This window comes from Heliomarina sp. (assembly GCF_052826185.1).
On sequence record NZ_JBRBUI010000054.1, the window covers coordinates 529,768 to 543,561 of the forward strand.

Annotated in this window: 16 protein-coding genes; 8 read left to right on the forward strand and 8 right to left on the reverse strand. The window is 59.5% G+C overall.

The window, feature by feature from the left end; all coding sequences use genetic code 11:
• Nucleotides 1–49 precede the first annotated feature (49 nt).
• From ACU0FH_RS20770 to ACU0FH_RS20780, 3 genes are all read right to left on the reverse strand, one after another.
• A complete protein-coding gene (locus ACU0FH_RS20770) occupies nucleotides 50–493 on the reverse strand; it encodes a MaoC family dehydratase (protein ID WP_446196614.1) in 444 nt (147 codons plus the stop codon).
• A gap of 99 nt (nucleotides 494–592) precedes the next feature.
• Nucleotides 593–1,468 carry a TIGR01459 family HAD-type hydrolase gene (locus tag ACU0FH_RS20775; protein ID WP_446196615.1) on the reverse strand — a complete coding sequence of 292 codons (876 nt, stop codon included), beginning with the start codon at nucleotides 1,466–1,468 and terminating at the stop codon, nucleotides 593–595.
• Nucleotides 1,469–1,612: 144 nt separating this feature from the next.
• Nucleotides 1,613–2,533 carry a manganese-dependent inorganic pyrophosphatase gene (locus ACU0FH_RS20780; protein ID WP_446196616.1) on the reverse strand — a complete coding sequence of 307 codons (921 nt, stop codon included), beginning with the start codon at nucleotides 2,531–2,533 and terminating at the stop codon, nucleotides 1,613–1,615.
• A 446-nt stretch (nucleotides 2,534–2,979) separates the two neighbouring features.
• Between ACU0FH_RS20780 and ACU0FH_RS20785 the strand changes: the two genes are divergently transcribed.
• The 6 genes from ACU0FH_RS20785 to ACU0FH_RS20810 all read left to right on the forward strand — a co-directional run bounded on the left by ACU0FH_RS20785 (nucleotide 2,980) and on the right by ACU0FH_RS20810 (nucleotide 8,526).
• Nucleotides 2,980–3,291 (forward strand): co-chaperone GroES, encoded by a 312-nt coding sequence (locus ACU0FH_RS20785; RefSeq protein WP_238370020.1) that lies wholly within the window; start codon nucleotides 2,980–2,982, stop codon nucleotides 3,289–3,291.
• A gap of 51 nt (nucleotides 3,292–3,342) precedes the next feature.
• Nucleotides 3,343–4,986, forward strand: coding sequence for a chaperonin GroEL (groL, locus tag ACU0FH_RS20790; protein ID WP_238370021.1), 1,644 nt, complete (start codon nucleotides 3,343–3,345; stop codon nucleotides 4,984–4,986).
• 173 nt (nucleotides 4,987–5,159) lie between these two features.
• Entirely contained in the window at nucleotides 5,160–5,642 is a 483-nt protein-coding gene (locus tag ACU0FH_RS20795; RefSeq protein WP_446196617.1) for a GNAT family N-acetyltransferase, read from the forward strand.
• Nucleotides 5,643–5,704: 62 nt separating this feature from the next.
• Nucleotides 5,705–6,544: a DMT family transporter gene (locus ACU0FH_RS20800; RefSeq protein ID WP_446196618.1), complete on the forward strand. Its 840-nt coding sequence runs from the start codon at nucleotides 5,705–5,707 to the stop codon at nucleotides 6,542–6,544.
• 57 nt (nucleotides 6,545–6,601) lie between these two features.
• Complete coding sequence (locus ACU0FH_RS20805; RefSeq protein ID WP_446196619.1) at nucleotides 6,602–7,378, forward strand: esterase/lipase family protein; 777 nt, start codon at nucleotides 6,602–6,604, stop codon at nucleotides 7,376–7,378.
• Entirely contained in the window at nucleotides 7,375–8,526 is a 1,152-nt protein-coding gene (locus tag ACU0FH_RS20810) for an alpha-D-ribose 1-methylphosphonate 5-triphosphate diphosphatase (protein ID WP_446196620.1), read from the forward strand. The genes ACU0FH_RS20805 and ACU0FH_RS20810 overlap by 4 nt, the downstream gene beginning before the upstream one ends.
• A gap of 103 nt (nucleotides 8,527–8,629) precedes the next feature.
• Here the strand turns inward: ACU0FH_RS20810 and ACU0FH_RS20815 are convergent, their stop codons facing one another.
• The 4 genes from ACU0FH_RS20815 to ACU0FH_RS20830 all read right to left on the reverse strand — a co-directional run bounded on the left by ACU0FH_RS20815 (nucleotide 8,630) and on the right by ACU0FH_RS20830 (nucleotide 11,147).
• Nucleotides 8,630–9,706 carry a 5-(carboxyamino)imidazole ribonucleotide synthase gene (locus ACU0FH_RS20815; protein WP_446196621.1) on the reverse strand — a complete coding sequence of 359 codons (1,077 nt, stop codon included), beginning with the start codon at nucleotides 9,704–9,706 and terminating at the stop codon, nucleotides 8,630–8,632.
• Nucleotides 9,699–10,187, reverse strand: coding sequence for a 5-(carboxyamino)imidazole ribonucleotide mutase (gene purE, locus ACU0FH_RS20820; protein ID WP_446196622.1), 489 nt, complete (start codon nucleotides 10,185–10,187; stop codon nucleotides 9,699–9,701). The genes ACU0FH_RS20815 and purE overlap by 8 nt, the downstream gene beginning before the upstream one ends.
• A 111-nt stretch (nucleotides 10,188–10,298) precedes the next feature.
• Entirely contained in the window at nucleotides 10,299–10,898 is a 600-nt protein-coding gene (locus ACU0FH_RS20825) for a dimethylsulfonioproprionate lyase family protein (protein WP_446196623.1), read from the reverse strand.
• Nucleotides 10,899–10,922: 24 nt separating this feature from the next.
• The gene (locus ACU0FH_RS20830) at nucleotides 10,923–11,147 is read right to left on the reverse strand and encodes a YdcH family protein (RefSeq protein WP_088634819.1); all 225 of its coding nucleotides are present in this window, start codon (nucleotides 11,145–11,147) and stop codon (nucleotides 10,923–10,925) included.
• Between the two features lie 161 nt (nucleotides 11,148–11,308).
• Between ACU0FH_RS20830 and ACU0FH_RS20835 the strand changes: the two genes are divergently transcribed.
• A complete protein-coding gene (locus ACU0FH_RS20835) occupies nucleotides 11,309–11,722 on the forward strand; it encodes an Hsp20 family protein (protein WP_088634818.1) in 414 nt (137 codons plus the stop codon).
• 3 nt (nucleotides 11,723–11,725) lie between these two features.
• Entirely contained in the window at nucleotides 11,726–11,950 is a 225-nt protein-coding gene (locus tag ACU0FH_RS20840; protein WP_088634817.1) for a DUF1150 family protein, read from the forward strand.
• Nucleotides 11,951–12,030: 80 nt separating this feature from the next.
• Here the strand turns inward: ACU0FH_RS20840 and ACU0FH_RS20845 are convergent, their stop codons facing one another.
• Nucleotides 12,031–13,767 carry a hypothetical protein gene (locus ACU0FH_RS20845; RefSeq protein WP_446196624.1) on the reverse strand — a complete coding sequence of 579 codons (1,737 nt, stop codon included), beginning with the start codon at nucleotides 13,765–13,767 and terminating at the stop codon, nucleotides 12,031–12,033.
• Between the last annotated feature and the right edge of the window lie 27 nt (nucleotides 13,768–13,794).

Below are 13,794 nucleotides of genomic sequence, written 5' to 3' on the forward strand. Positions count from 1 at the left end.
GCGCAAAGCCTGCGCGCTTTCAGTTGCCTTTGTTGGGCAGTCGCCGGGGTCAGTCGAACTTGCGGCTCGGCGCGAGTACCGTCGCTTCTCCGGCCAGAACCTTCTTGCCGTCCACCGCGCAGTGACAGTCGAGTTGAACGCGCCGCTTCGCAAGATCTATGCCGATCACTTTGACCTCGGCATAGACCATGTCGCCGGGGCGAACGGGACCCAGGAACTTGAGCGTCTGGCCCATGTAGACCGTGCCATGACCGGGCAGCTGTTCTCCGATCACCGCAGAGATCAGACCGGCGGTGAGCATGCCATGCGCTATCCGGCCCTCAAAAATCGTGTCGCGGGCGTAATCGTCGTCCAGATGTACCGGATTCCGGTCGGTCGAGACCTGAGCGAACATCTCGATATCTTCGTCAGTCACGACTTTCCGCAGATGGCGCGTCATGCCCATCTCGATATCTTCGATGCAGATCGTTCCGCGCGGCAGGTTATCCAGCATGATTTCAGCTCCGGCAATCGACTCGGTAATAAATTTACGGAATTTAATTCAACCGTGCAACTTAATTACTTCGCGACTGCAGAAAAGCAAGCCTTTTCCTCAGCGCAGATGCCCGATTGCAAAGGTAGGATTGGCCATTTCCTTATTCAGGTAGGCGTCCAGCGCATCAGGATCGGGCTGGCCATTCGTTTTGGTTTCCTTGGCGGCCAATCCGCCCGAGATAAAGAGGCTGTCGATGTCCTCGCCCATCGCGCCTGCGATATCGGTGTGAACCCCATCGCCAATGGCAAGGATCGAGCCATCGGAAACATGCTTGCCGATCTCGGCCAGACGCCGCCGCGCCAGATCGTAGATCGGCGGGTGCGGCTTGCCGAAATACAGGCTCTCGCCGCCCATCTCAGTGTACAGCCTGGCAAGCGCACCCGCGCACCATTCCCGGACATCACCGCGATCAACCACAATATCGGGGTTGGCACAAAGCAGTTTCAGCCCCTTCTGCTTGGCCCAGAGGAATTCGGGACGATTGTCCGCCGGATCAGCCATCGGGTCGAAAGGCCCGCAGCAGACGATACCTTCGGCATCTTCCAGTTCGACCCGCTGGATGTTCACCGGGTTCTCGATCACCTTCATCGGCTTGAAAAAATCGTCGTCCCGTTCGGGTTCGCCCATGAACCAGACCTTTTCGCCCACCACGCCCTGGAACATGGCGGCGCGGGCACTGTCACCCGAAGAGGCGATGGTATCCCACGCATCCTCGGGCACGCCGAAACCCGCGATCTGCGGTGCGATCCCGGCGCGCGGCTTGGGGGAGTTCGTCACGAGAACGACGCAGCCGCCCTTGCGCCGATATTCCTGAAGCGCCGCGCAGGCATCGGGAAGCGCCCTGACGCCATCATGCACGCATCCCCAGAGATCGACGAACAAGGCATCGTAGCGATCGGAAACCTCTGACAGCGAATTGATGATCTGGGTCATGGGCGGGCCTCAAACTGTTTTAATTCAAATGCTGCCTACACCTTTAGACAGCGCTGCGCGAACGAAAAAGGCGCCCCGACTTCCGGGGCGCCCGATGGCTTTTCCGCGATGCGCACTTCGCACCCGGTATGTCGCAAGCAGCGATCAGACCGCGAGGTTGGGGATGATCTGCTTCTTGCGGCTCATGATGCCTGGCAGAACCACGGTGTCGCCGCTGACCGACGCGCCAAAGCTCTTTTCCGCGACCGTCTTGACCAGATCGTTGGGGACAAGCAGTGTGGCTTCCTCGTTCAGGATGTCGACAACGAACAGCAGGACCTGATCGGCACCGTCTTCTTCGGCTACACCGGTCATCGCGGACATAAGCGCATCCTTGCGGTCCAGAACCATCTGGGGTGCGGTGGTTTCAAGAACCGAAACACGGAACTGCTTGCCGCCGACTTCGTATTCTTTGCTGTCCATGCGAAGCAGTTCAGCTTCGGAAAATGCCGAAACGTCGGATTTTGCCGCGAACATTTCGCCAGCATATTCAGAAACGTCGACTCCCAGTTCCTTGGCCAGTTTTTCGGCGACCGCGCGGTCATGCGGCGTCGTGGTGGGCGAGCGGAATTCGAGCGTATCCGACAGGATGCAGGTCAGCATCGCGCCCTTGATCTGCTCGGGCATCTTGGTCAGGTCATCGCCGATCAGGTCGTGCATGATCGTCGCGGTGCACGCGAGCGGACGGACGGTGATGTCGATGGGACCCTTGGTTTCGAGGCCGCCGACCAGCTTGTGGTGGTCGATGATGGCCTGAATGTCGGCGTCATTGATATTGTCGGGCAGCTCGGCCGGGTTGTTCGTGTCGACGATCACGACCGGGGCACCGACTTCGACGCCATCTATAATCGCTGGCTTTTCCAGCCCCCAGCGTTCCAGCATGAAAGCCGCTTCGGTGTTGGGCTCTCCGAGGAGAACGGGCGTGGCGGCGGTGCCTTCGATTTCAGACAGGTACCAGGCCCAGATGATGGGCGAGCCGGTGCTGTCGGTATCGGGGGATTTGTGGCCAAATACCTGAATGCTCATGGTCAATATCCTTGGTGCGTCCTGTGATTTGCGCGCCTTATAGGCGGGAGGATCGGGCTTGTCACCCGTGACATTTGCCCGTGCGCTGCGCCAGGTTAACACGACTTGGCATCCGCCGCGTCGGCATTGTTCTGCTGATCCCGGTTGTACAGAGTTTCGGGCTGATTATCTCGCTACCGTCACGGGCTGATCCTGCGTCGAACAGGCTAGGGTCACGCTCGTGCAGACAGCGCAGGGGAGGGGGGTGTCCTCCTTTCCCTTGGTTGACAGGGAAGCTTGGCAATGAAAGGCATCCGGACGTCAAAAATTTTCCCCGCGAATCCTGTTGACAGAAAAGACGGCGCTCCCTAGCTATGCGTCGTTATCACTCGACTTAGGTGAGTGCTAACGGCTGCCTCTTACGGGGGGCCTGTAGAAACAAACTTTGAGCTTAAGGAGCTGCAAAGATGGCATTCAAACCACTTCATGACCGTGTTCTGGTGCGTCGCGTTGAAGGCGAAGAGAAAACCAAGGGCGGCCTGATCATCCCCGATAGCGCAAAAGAAAAGCCCAGCGAAGGCGAAGTTGTCGCATGCGGCGACGGCGCGCGTAAGGATAGCGGTGAGCTGATCGAAATGGCCGTGAAAGCGGGCGACAAGATCCTGTTCGGCAAATGGTCGGGCACCGAGGTTACTGTCGACGGCGAAGAGCTGCTGATCATGAAAGAGAGCGATATTCTTGGCGTGATCACCGACTCGGCAGCAGCTGCTGCAGCCTGAACACCCCGGGTTTTCACGAATCCCAATCAAGATTTTTAGGAGATACAAGATATGGCTGCTAAGGACGTCAAATTTGACACCGATGCCCGCAATCGCATGCTCAAGGGTGTGAACATCCTTGCTGACGCGGTAAAAGTAACTCTCGGCCCAAAAGGCCGTAACGTGGTTCTCGATAAATCCTTCGGCGCACCGCGCATCACCAAAGACGGTGTTTCGGTTGCCAAGGAAATCGAACTGGAAGACAAGTTCGAAAACATGGGCGCCCAGATGGTGAAGGAAGTTGCTTCCCGCACCAACGACGAAGCAGGCGACGGCACCACCACCGCCACCGTGCTGGCTCAGGCCATCGTCAAGGAAGGCATGAAGTCGGTCGCAGCGGGCATGAACCCGATGGACCTCAAGCGCGGCATCGACCTTGCCACCAGCAAAGTCGTCGACGCGATCAAAGCCGCCGCTCGTGACGTGTCCGACAGCGCTGAAGTCGCTCAGGTCGGCACCATTTCTGCCAACGGCGAAGCCGAAATCGGCCAGCAGATTGCTGACGCGATGCAGAAAGTCGGCAACGAAGGCGTGATCACCGTCGAAGAGAACAAAGGTCTGGAAACCGAGACCGACGTCGTCGAAGGTATGCAGTTCGACCGTGGCTACCTGTCGCCCTATTTTGTCACCAATGCTGACAAGATGACCGTCGAACTCGAAGACTGCATGATCCTGCTGCACGAGAAGAAACTCTCCTCGCTCCAGCCGATGGTTCCGCTGCTCGAGTCCGTGATTCAGTCGCAGAAACCTCTGCTGATCATCGCAGAAGACGTCGAAGGCGAAGCGCTGGCAACTCTCGTTGTCAACAAGCTGCGCGGCGGCCTGAAGATTGCTGCTGTCAAGGCACCGGGCTTTGGCGATCGCCGCAAGGCCATGCTGCAGGATCTCGCGATCCTGACCGGTGGTCAGGTCATCTCCGAAGACCTCGGCATGAAGCTGGAAAACGTCACCGTGGACATGCTGGGTTCGGCCAAGAAAGTGTCGATCACCAAGGATGAAACCACCGTTGTCGACGGCGCAGGCGAGAAGGCCGAGATCGAAGCACGCGTTGCCCAGATCCGTAACCAGATCGAAGAAACCACGTCCGACTACGACCGTGAAAAGCTTCAGGAACGTGTTGCCAAGCTGGCAGGCGGCGTTGCCGTTATCCGCGTCGGGGGCATGACCGAAGTCGAAGTGAAAGAGCGTAAGGACCGTGTCGATGACGCGCTGAACGCTACCCGCGCTGCTGTTCAGGAAGGTATCGTCGTCGGTGGCGGTGTTGCCCTGATCCAGGGTGCAAAAGCTCTCGATGGTCTGACCGGTGCGAACAACGACCAGAACGTCGGTATCTCGATCGTACGCAAGGCGCTCGAAGCCCCGCTGCGTCAGATCGCCGAGAACGCCGGTGTGGACGGTTCGGTTGTTGCGGGTAAGATCCGTGAATCCGATGACCTGAAGTTCGGCTTTAACGCTCAGACCGAAGAATATGGCGACATGTTCAAGTTCGGCGTTATCGACCCGGCCAAAGTGGTTCGTACCGCACTTCAGGATGCTGCTTCGATCGCTGGTCTGCTGATCACCACCGAAGCCATGGTTGCCGACAAGCCCGCCAAGGAAGGCGCGTCCGCTGGCGGCGGCATGCCCGACATGGGCGGCATGGGCGGCATGATGTAATAATCGAAACCGACAGGTTTCGATGGGTTAGCCCATCAGTATCCGAAAGGGGCGCCAAACCAGGCGCCCCTTTCTCATTGCGAGCGACAAGAAATTTCAAATTTCTTGGAAAAATTCTTGTAAGAATTTTGTCCACCGAGGAACGTGCCACCTCAGACATCGCGGAGACCATCTTGATTACATCTCCAGATTACATGCGTGAATTGCGCCGTGGAGAAGAGGGGCAGGTGGATGACCTGCTCGCCCTCGCTTTCGAAGGGCAGGACGAAGTCCGCCTTGTCCACCGCCTGCGAAAGGATCGCGCGATTGCCGGTGAAATGGTTATCAGCGCCGACAACCGGATTGTTGCCTATGCCGGTCTGTCGCAGATGATGCGGCCCAAGGGCTGGCTCTGCCTTGCCCCCGTCGCTGTCCACCCCGACTGGCAGGGCCGCCGCATAGGTGGCCGCATGGTCGGCATGATCACCGAATGGGCCCGCCTGAGCAAAAAGACCGTCGTCGTCCTTGGCGAACCCGGTTTCTACTCCCGCTACGGATTTTCCTTGGAACGCGCGGCGCAGCTGACTTCACCCTATCCGGTAAACCATACGCTACTGGCTGGCCCCGGCGAAACGGCCCCTGAGGAAACGCTTGTCTATCCAAAGGCGTTCGGCTGATCGTCGCACCATGAACGTCGATGGTACTTGCGGAAACTGCAAGAATTGGGCCACGTGCGAGCATGCGCTTCTACATTCTCATCAGTCTAACGATGGTCGCCTTCGCAGCGAATTCGCTGCTCAACCGCATCGCGGTCGATTACGGCTATATCGATCCGGAGAGCTTTGCGGTCATCCGGGTCGCGTCGGGCGCGTTCATGCTGATCGCCCTTGCCCGGATCAAAGGCGCAAATCTGACGTGGCTCGAGCCACGCCGCGGACTTGGGGCACTGGCGCTCGCCCTCTACATGATCGGCTTTTCGACTGCCTATCTTACACTTCCAGCCGGGCTTGGCGCATTGATCCTCTTCGGTGTGGTCCAGATTTCGATCTTCGTGATTGCCGCGTTCCTCAAGGCAGCCCCAACCCTCAGGCAAATAGTCGGTGCGGTCATCGCCTTTGGCGGGCTCGTCGTGATCGTGAACCCGTCTGCCACCGTGTCGGTCGATCTGCAGGGCGCGGGGCTGATGGCGCTGGCCGGGCTTGGCTGGGCCGTCTACACGATCACCGGCCGGTATGAACCGGACGCCCTTGCCGGAACGGCGGCCAATTTCGTCCTTGCCCTGCCACTGACGCTTGCGGTGCCTTTCCTTACAGATGCACCGCACGACATAAGTGCGACTGGTCTCCTGCTTGCTGTCCTGTCCGGTGCGTTCGCCTCGGGCCTTGGCTACGCGCTCTGGTATAGCCTTCTGCCGAAACTAGCGCCCTCGACGGCGGCAATTCTGATGCTGAGCGTGCCGGTCCTCGCGCTGGCCGGTGGCGTCCTGCTCCTCGGCGAAGTGCTTCACCTTCGCTACCTCGGCGGCGCCGTGCTGGTCCTCGGCGGGCTTACGCTGTCGTTTCTCAGACCCCGAGTATGAAACAACGCGGCAAGCTCACCCCTTTTCACGCACGGATTTTGAGCCTATCCCGCCCCTATGCGTTTCGTCCTTGCCATATGTCTCTTCCTGCTGCCAATGCCCGCTCTCGCTCAATGCGTCGTGCTTCTGCATGGTCTCGCGCGGACTGACGCTTCCTTTACGGTCATGCGCGAAGTGATGGAGGCGCAGGGCTATCTCGTGATCCATCCGGAATACCCCTCGACCGTAGATCCGATCGCGACGTTGGCCGAACATACCATTCCCAATGCTCTTGCCGGTTGCGGTGATCGCGAAGTGCATTTCGTATCGCATTCCATGGGCGGCATACTCATTCGATATTGGTTTCAGAACCACCGTCCCGCCAGGCTCGGGCGCGTCGTCATGCTCGGGCCGCCCAACCAGGGCAGCGAACTGGTGGATGAACTCGGCGAATGGGAGGTCTTCGGCATGCTGAACGGACCCGCCGGGCTGCAACTCGGCACTGGACCTGACAGTCTGCCTCAAAAGCTGCCCCCGGTCGATTTTCCTCTCGGCGTGATCGCCGGAACCTACACGCTTAACCCGATCTTTTCCCACATCATTCCCGGACCGGATGACGGTAAGGTCTCCGTCGCCTCGACTTTCGTCAAAGGCATGTCCGACCACCTGATCCTGCCAGTCACTCATACCTTCATGATGAATAATCCAAGGGTGATTGCCGAAACCCTTCAATTCCTGGAAACCGGTCGCTTCCAGCGTGACCTCGGCTGGTCCGAAGCGACCCTGGATCTTGTGCAGAACAGCTGCCTGCGCCTTGCGGGCTGCGTCGATCAGGCAGGCGAGCCGAGCAAATGAACGTCCTTTCGCTTGACCTCGAGGGGGCTCTCGTCCTGACACCCGAAGATGGGATGCAAAAAAGCCGACTGTCTTGCGCCGACGGGATCATCCGGAACGACCGGGCAGGGCGTCGCATCGATCTGCAAGGCTATCTGGTTTTGCCCGGCATCGTCGATCCGCACGGAGACGGATTCGAACGCCATCTCGCGCCGAGACGCGGTGCGATGCCGGATATGACCGAAGGCGTCGTCGCCGCCGAGGCCGAGTTCGCGGCCAATGGACTGACAACTGCGGTTCTTGCTCAATTCTATAGCTGGGAAGGCGGGCTGCGCAGTCCGGAGTATGCGGCAAAGGTCTTTGCGGCAATCAGGTCCGCCAAATCGCAGGTGATGACGGACCTCATGGCGCAGCTTAGGTTCGAAACCCATATGCTCGACGATTACGCCGATCTGCCGGGCAAACTGGCGAATTGGGGTGTTTCCTATCTCGTTTTCAACGACCACCTTCCCCATGATCGGCTGGCGGCCGGACGAAAGCCGCCTCGTCTTACCGGACAGGCGCTCAAGGCTGGGCGCAATCCAGAAGCGCATCTGGACCTGATGTTAGAGCTGCATAGCCGCGCCGCCGAGGTGCCCGCCGCATTAGGGGAGTTGACCAGCAAGTTGTCTGCAAGCGCGATCAAGATGGGCAGCCATGACGACCAAACCGCAGGGCAACGTGCCGAATGGCGTCGACGGGGCGTCTCCATCGCCGAATTTCCCGAAACGCTCGAAGCCGCCGAAGCCGCGATAGACAATGGCGATCCGGTTATCATGGGCGCCCCCAATGTCGTGCGGGGCAATTCCCACAACGGCAACATCAGCGCGACCGACCTGATCGCCAAGGGGCTCTGCACGGCGCTGGCGTCCGACTACCATTATCCCTCCTTGCGGCGCGCGGTTTTCAAACTGGTCGCACAGGGTATCTGCGACCTGCCGTCTGCATGGTCGCTGGTCTCCGGCAATCCGGCTCGCCTGCTCGGATTGACCGACCGCGGTGAGCTGCAGCCCGGCATGCGTGCCGATCTTGTCATCCTCGATGCCGAAACCAAACGCATTGCGGCAACCATCGCGGGCGGTCGCTTCAGCTACATGTCCGGTGATATCGCCGCCCGTTTCTTAGGGTGATCCGACCTTCTTTGGGTCTCAAAATATCCCCGCCGGAGGCCTGGTGCCGCCGGAACGGTGGCACCATTTTGAGTTCTAGCTCATCTCTGGCCGAAGGTCGCGATTATCCTGCTGGCCCGAGAATCCGGTTGACATGACCCATCTTGCGGCCCGGCTTGACCTCTGACTTGCCATAAAGATGCAGCGCGGTCGCCGGATCCCGGCTCAGCGCTTCGACCCGGTCAAGGTCGGCGCCGATGAGGTTTTCCATTTCGACGTCGAGCTGCCGCTTGCCGTCACCCAGCGGCCATCCCGCCACCGCGCGGATGTGCTGTTCGAACTGATCCACCATGCAACCGTTTTGGGTCCAGTGCCCGGAATTATGCACGCGCGGTGCGATCTCGTTCACGACAAGACCGGTATTTGTGACAAAAAGCTCGACGCCTATGACGCCCACATAATCCAGCGCATTCAGAATGTTGGCGGCGATCAGCACCGCATCCGTGCGCTGCGAGGGCGACAGCGTCGCGGGCACCCGGGTCGTGTGAAGGATGCCGTCGCGATGCACATTTTCGCCCGGGTCGAAACAGGCGACTTCACCGTTGGCGCCACGTGCGGCGATCACCGACACCTCACGTTGGAAATCCACGAACCCTTCTAGGATCGCGGGCGCGCCGGCCATCTCCGCAAGCGCCGCTTCGGCATCCCCGGGCGCATTCAGCCGCGCCTGTCCCTTTCCGTCATAGCCAAAGCGACGGGATTTCAGGATGGCCGGGGTGCCTATTTCGGTAATTGCATTTTCAAGGCTGGCCAGATCGGTGATATCTGCGAAAGGCGCCGTTTTCAGCCCGAGCCCCTGCAGATAGGTCTTTTCGGTCAACCGGTCCTGGCTGACCCGAAGCGCCTCGCGCCCGGGCCGGATGACGCGTTGCTCTTCAAGGATATCCAGCGCTTCGGTCGGAATGTTCTCGAATTCGTAGGTGATGACGTCAACAGAGTCCGCAAACCTCTGCAGCGCCTCGGCGTCATCGTACCCGGCCGTGGTCAGCCTCGCCGCGACCTGTGCTGCGGGCGGGTTCGCGCCCGGCTCGTAGATGTGGCAGGCAAACCCAAGCCGCGAGGCCGCCACCGAAAGCATGCGCCCGAGCTGGCCGCCACCGAGAATACCGATTGTTGCGCCTTGCGGCAGGGGATCAGTCATCCTGGGGCTCCTCCGGAATAGATGCGGAAAGGTTCGCGCGCCATTGATCCAGCCGCTCCGCTACATCGCTGTCCTGCAGGGCGAGGATTCCTGCCGCCATCAGGCCCGCATTCGCGGCCCCGGCCGCACCGATCGCCATCGTCGCGACGGGAAAGCCGCGCGGCATCTGCAGGATCGAGTAAAGCGAGTCGACGCCGGACAAGGCGCGCGTCTGGACGGGAACGCCGATGACCGGGACGCGGGTCTTTGACGCCATCATCCCCGGCAGATGCGCCGCACCCCCTGCACCGGCGATGATCACCTGCAATCCACGGTCGACGGCTGTCTTGCCATACTCCCAAAGCCGGTCGGGCGTGCGATGGGCAGATACGATCTTTTTCTCGTAACTGATGTCCAGCGCGTCAAGAATATCGGCGGCCTCCTTCATGGTGGCCCAGTCCGACTGGCTGCCCATGATGATCCCGACATGGATGTCCTGCATGATCTCACCCCGTTTCAAAGGAAGCGGCACTATAGCCATTGGCGTGTCACAGGCAATGTCGCTTCACTGGATAAACAAGGGCAAAACCGCGCATTCTCCGCAATAGTTAACTCAATTCCATGGGGCAGGGGCATCCACGAACCAGGTCGCCCCGCCCGGCGCCTCGCCGAATTGCAGCCAGAGGTTCAGGGCAGGGCGGTCGGAAGTGCGCAAAGCATGCGCTTCCTCGCTTTCGTGAAACACGAGATTGCCGGGTGTCACGCGAAATGCGTCGTCAGCCCTTTGATGCCAGAAAAGCGCGCTACTGTCGGTGACGGGCAGATACACTTCCTGCGCAAGATGCGTGTGGGCGGGATAGGCCGTACCAGCGGCTGTCAGGTTGCATCCGATGACCAGTGTATTCGACGCATAAAGCACCGCATGTCCGAACCGGTCCTTCAAGACGGGGTGAGACGGATAATCCGCGACCCAGCCCAGCCGGTCCAGAAGTGAGGACAGCGGCCGTGCGAAGCGGGGATGTGCGGCTGGATCGGCGCAAAGCGCTATGACATCCGGAAATGCATCGCAGACCGGTGCGCGCGACGACATGGTCGTTGCCTCCGACCAGTCTGCTCCGGCAATTTCCGGCACCAATCCGGAAAACGGCGAGAATTTCAGTATGTCGCAAAGACCGGTTCGGATTGCATCCAGATCATCAATACAAGCCTTCAAGGTGCGGGTCCCGCTACCCTGCCATCAGGCGATAATATCAGGGGTCAGCCTGTCATCGATACGTGCTATGATATCCTTCAGCCGCAGCTTCTGCTTCTTGAGCCGTTGCATGGTAAGCTGATCGCCAGTACCTTTTTCGGCCAGCGCATGAATAGCCTCGTCGAGATCGCGGTGCTGGCGTCTGAACACTTCAAGTTCGACACGCAACACTTCATCTGTTTTCATCGACAGATCGATAGGTGCATTCATAAAAGGCGACTCGCGGCTGCTAGCAGGGTTTTATTGTAACCCTTAGGGATGTTTTCGCCTAGACCTTGTGAACACAACGAATTGTCCCCATATTCACCTTGCGCGGTTGCCAAAAAGGGACCGTGTTCTCGTGTCGCTTTCGTGCAAAAGGGCCGAATAACGTGTCGAAACTAACTCTTGCCTCTTACCCGCATCTGCTGGGATTCGAGCAGCTGGAACGCCTTCTGGAACGTACTGCAAAGTCCGGCAACGAAGGGTATCCGCCGTTCAATATCGAACAGAATTCCGATCATTCCTACCGCATTACCCTGGCCGTGGCCGGGTTTGCCGAGGAAGAACTCGCCATCACTGTCGAAGACAGGCAATTGGTCATCCGAGGTCGTCAGCGCGACGACAGCGAAGGCCGCGTCTTTCTCCACCGGGGAATAGCCGCGCGTCAGTTTCAGCGGACCTTTGTGCTTGCCGAAGGCGTTGAGGTGGGAGAAGCCGTCATGGAAAACGGGCTGCTTCACGTCGATCTGACCCGGGCCATCCCGGATACCGTGGTTCAGACGATCAACATAAGGAAAGGGTGAGAAATGGATACCAACGTAGAATTCAAGGGTGACGGTCCCCGGATCGTTTACGTGAAACCGGTATTCGTTGCGGATCTGCCCAAGGAAGTCCGTGACGAAGCAGGAGAGCTGGAACAGCTTTATGCGGTACACGATCAGGACGGTGCGCAGCTTGCGCTCGTGTCCGACCGTAAACTCGCGTTTTCCCTTGCACGCCAGCACGATCTGGCACCTGTAAACGTCCACTAAGTCACGGCGTTTGCCTCATACGAACGCGGCAGGCCAGTTTAGCGGCCTGCCAATTGCCGCGCAAAAGCGGCCCTCTCCTGTCAGATCAGCACGATGTCATCGGCGAGCGTCGTGATGTCGATGAGCCCGCCGAAAACGATCTCCACGTTGCCGAAATCAAGCGCTGCGTCGCCCCCGACACGGCGCGAAAACTCCGCGACGATCTCGGCACCTGACGTTGCCCCCCCGACCAGCTCCTGATCAAGCAACAGCCTGTCTTTTCCGGCGGAGAAATCCGTAATCGTGTCCCGCCCGGCATCTTCAAAGCTGAAACGAAAGCGATCGCGCCCGGCCTGACCCGACAGGATATCGTCGCCCGCTCCCCCGATTAGGACGTCCCGACCCTTGCCGCCGGAAAGCGTATCGTTGTCCTCCCCGCCGATCAGCCTGTCGCGCCCCCGGTTCCCGATCAAGCTGTCATTGCCGTTGCCGCCCTTGAGCTTGTCCGCGCCACTGCCGCCGAACAACCAGTCCTTGCCGCGATTCCCTAACAAAGTATCCTCGTACTGTGTGCCATGGATGCGGTCGCGCCCTGCTGCGCCCCGGGTCACCGCCCCGGCAAAAGGCGCGTAGAGCATGTCATCGCCGCTTGTGCCTTTAACTCTTCCAACGGGCAGGCTGGCCGCGCTATAAATCGTGCCGCCCGCCTCAAGTTGCGCAACTGTTTGATTGCCGCCGGTTACGGGATCCAGCCGGTACAATGTCTCACCGGAAAACCCGTAGAGTCCATCGTCGAAATAAAGCGCATACAGGTCCGCGATGCCATGCGGCACATCACTGACGACCTCTCCCGCCGCCAGATCATAGGTCAGCATTGTTCCCTTTGTGGTGGCAAGAAACAGGCTGTCCCCGTTAACCACGATATCGCCCTCGGCATATACAGCTTGGGGAAGATTGATTGAATCGACCGTCCGAAAGGTGGCCGAGTCGAAAACATCTATGCTGCCGACACTCTCTGACCCGACATAAAGCATGCCATCAGGGTCGGATCCCAGCGCGTTCGCGTCCGCAAAAAGGTCAGTCAATCGCGTGGCCGACCCGTCGAGCAGGCTGATCTGATATAGTCCGCCCTCGGCGATCCCAAAAAGCCCGCCGTTTGCGGCCAGCGTCATGTCAAGGAACACCGGCAAGCCTTTACTCCGGTGAACGTGGCTCAGTTCGCCGTCCTCAAGCAGGAAAAGACCGCCGCTGCTGCCCGCGACATAGGCCCGCCCGGTGACTGCGGGAGCCGTCTCACCGCTGCGCGGGTTCATATAGGTCGCGAGAAAGGCCTCCGGGTCGAAATACCGGAGAGGTCCCGACGCGGTGCTCACATCCACATAGGCGACACCATCCGTGCCGACGCCTTTATAAGCGGTCGGATCATAAGTTACCGAGCCCTGCAAGACACCAAGCGTATGACCGGCCGCCACGGCAAAATGCAGATGATCCGAGGCGTAATCGAACAATCTGCCGATCTGCGCGCCGTAAGAGATCGGGCCGACGTCGGCGCTCCCGTCGATATGACCGTAGACCGCAGAAAACGGCGTCCCGTCCGCCATCGTGTAATAGACGACCAGCGCATCGCCATAGCCGCCGTAATCCGTGGCCTGATAGGCGATCACCCCGTCGGCTATCGAATAGACTTCCTGTCCGGCGTCGTCTCCCACGGCACCCCAGTTGTAATCTGTCGCGAGGTGATACCGTCCCGCGCGGTTGTCGAGAAACCCCGAGGCACTGAACCACTCGGCAAAGGGCGTATCTGCATCGCCCAAGGGATCCCTGATGTGAAACGCCAAGATTACGTCCTATGATGATCTGACGGC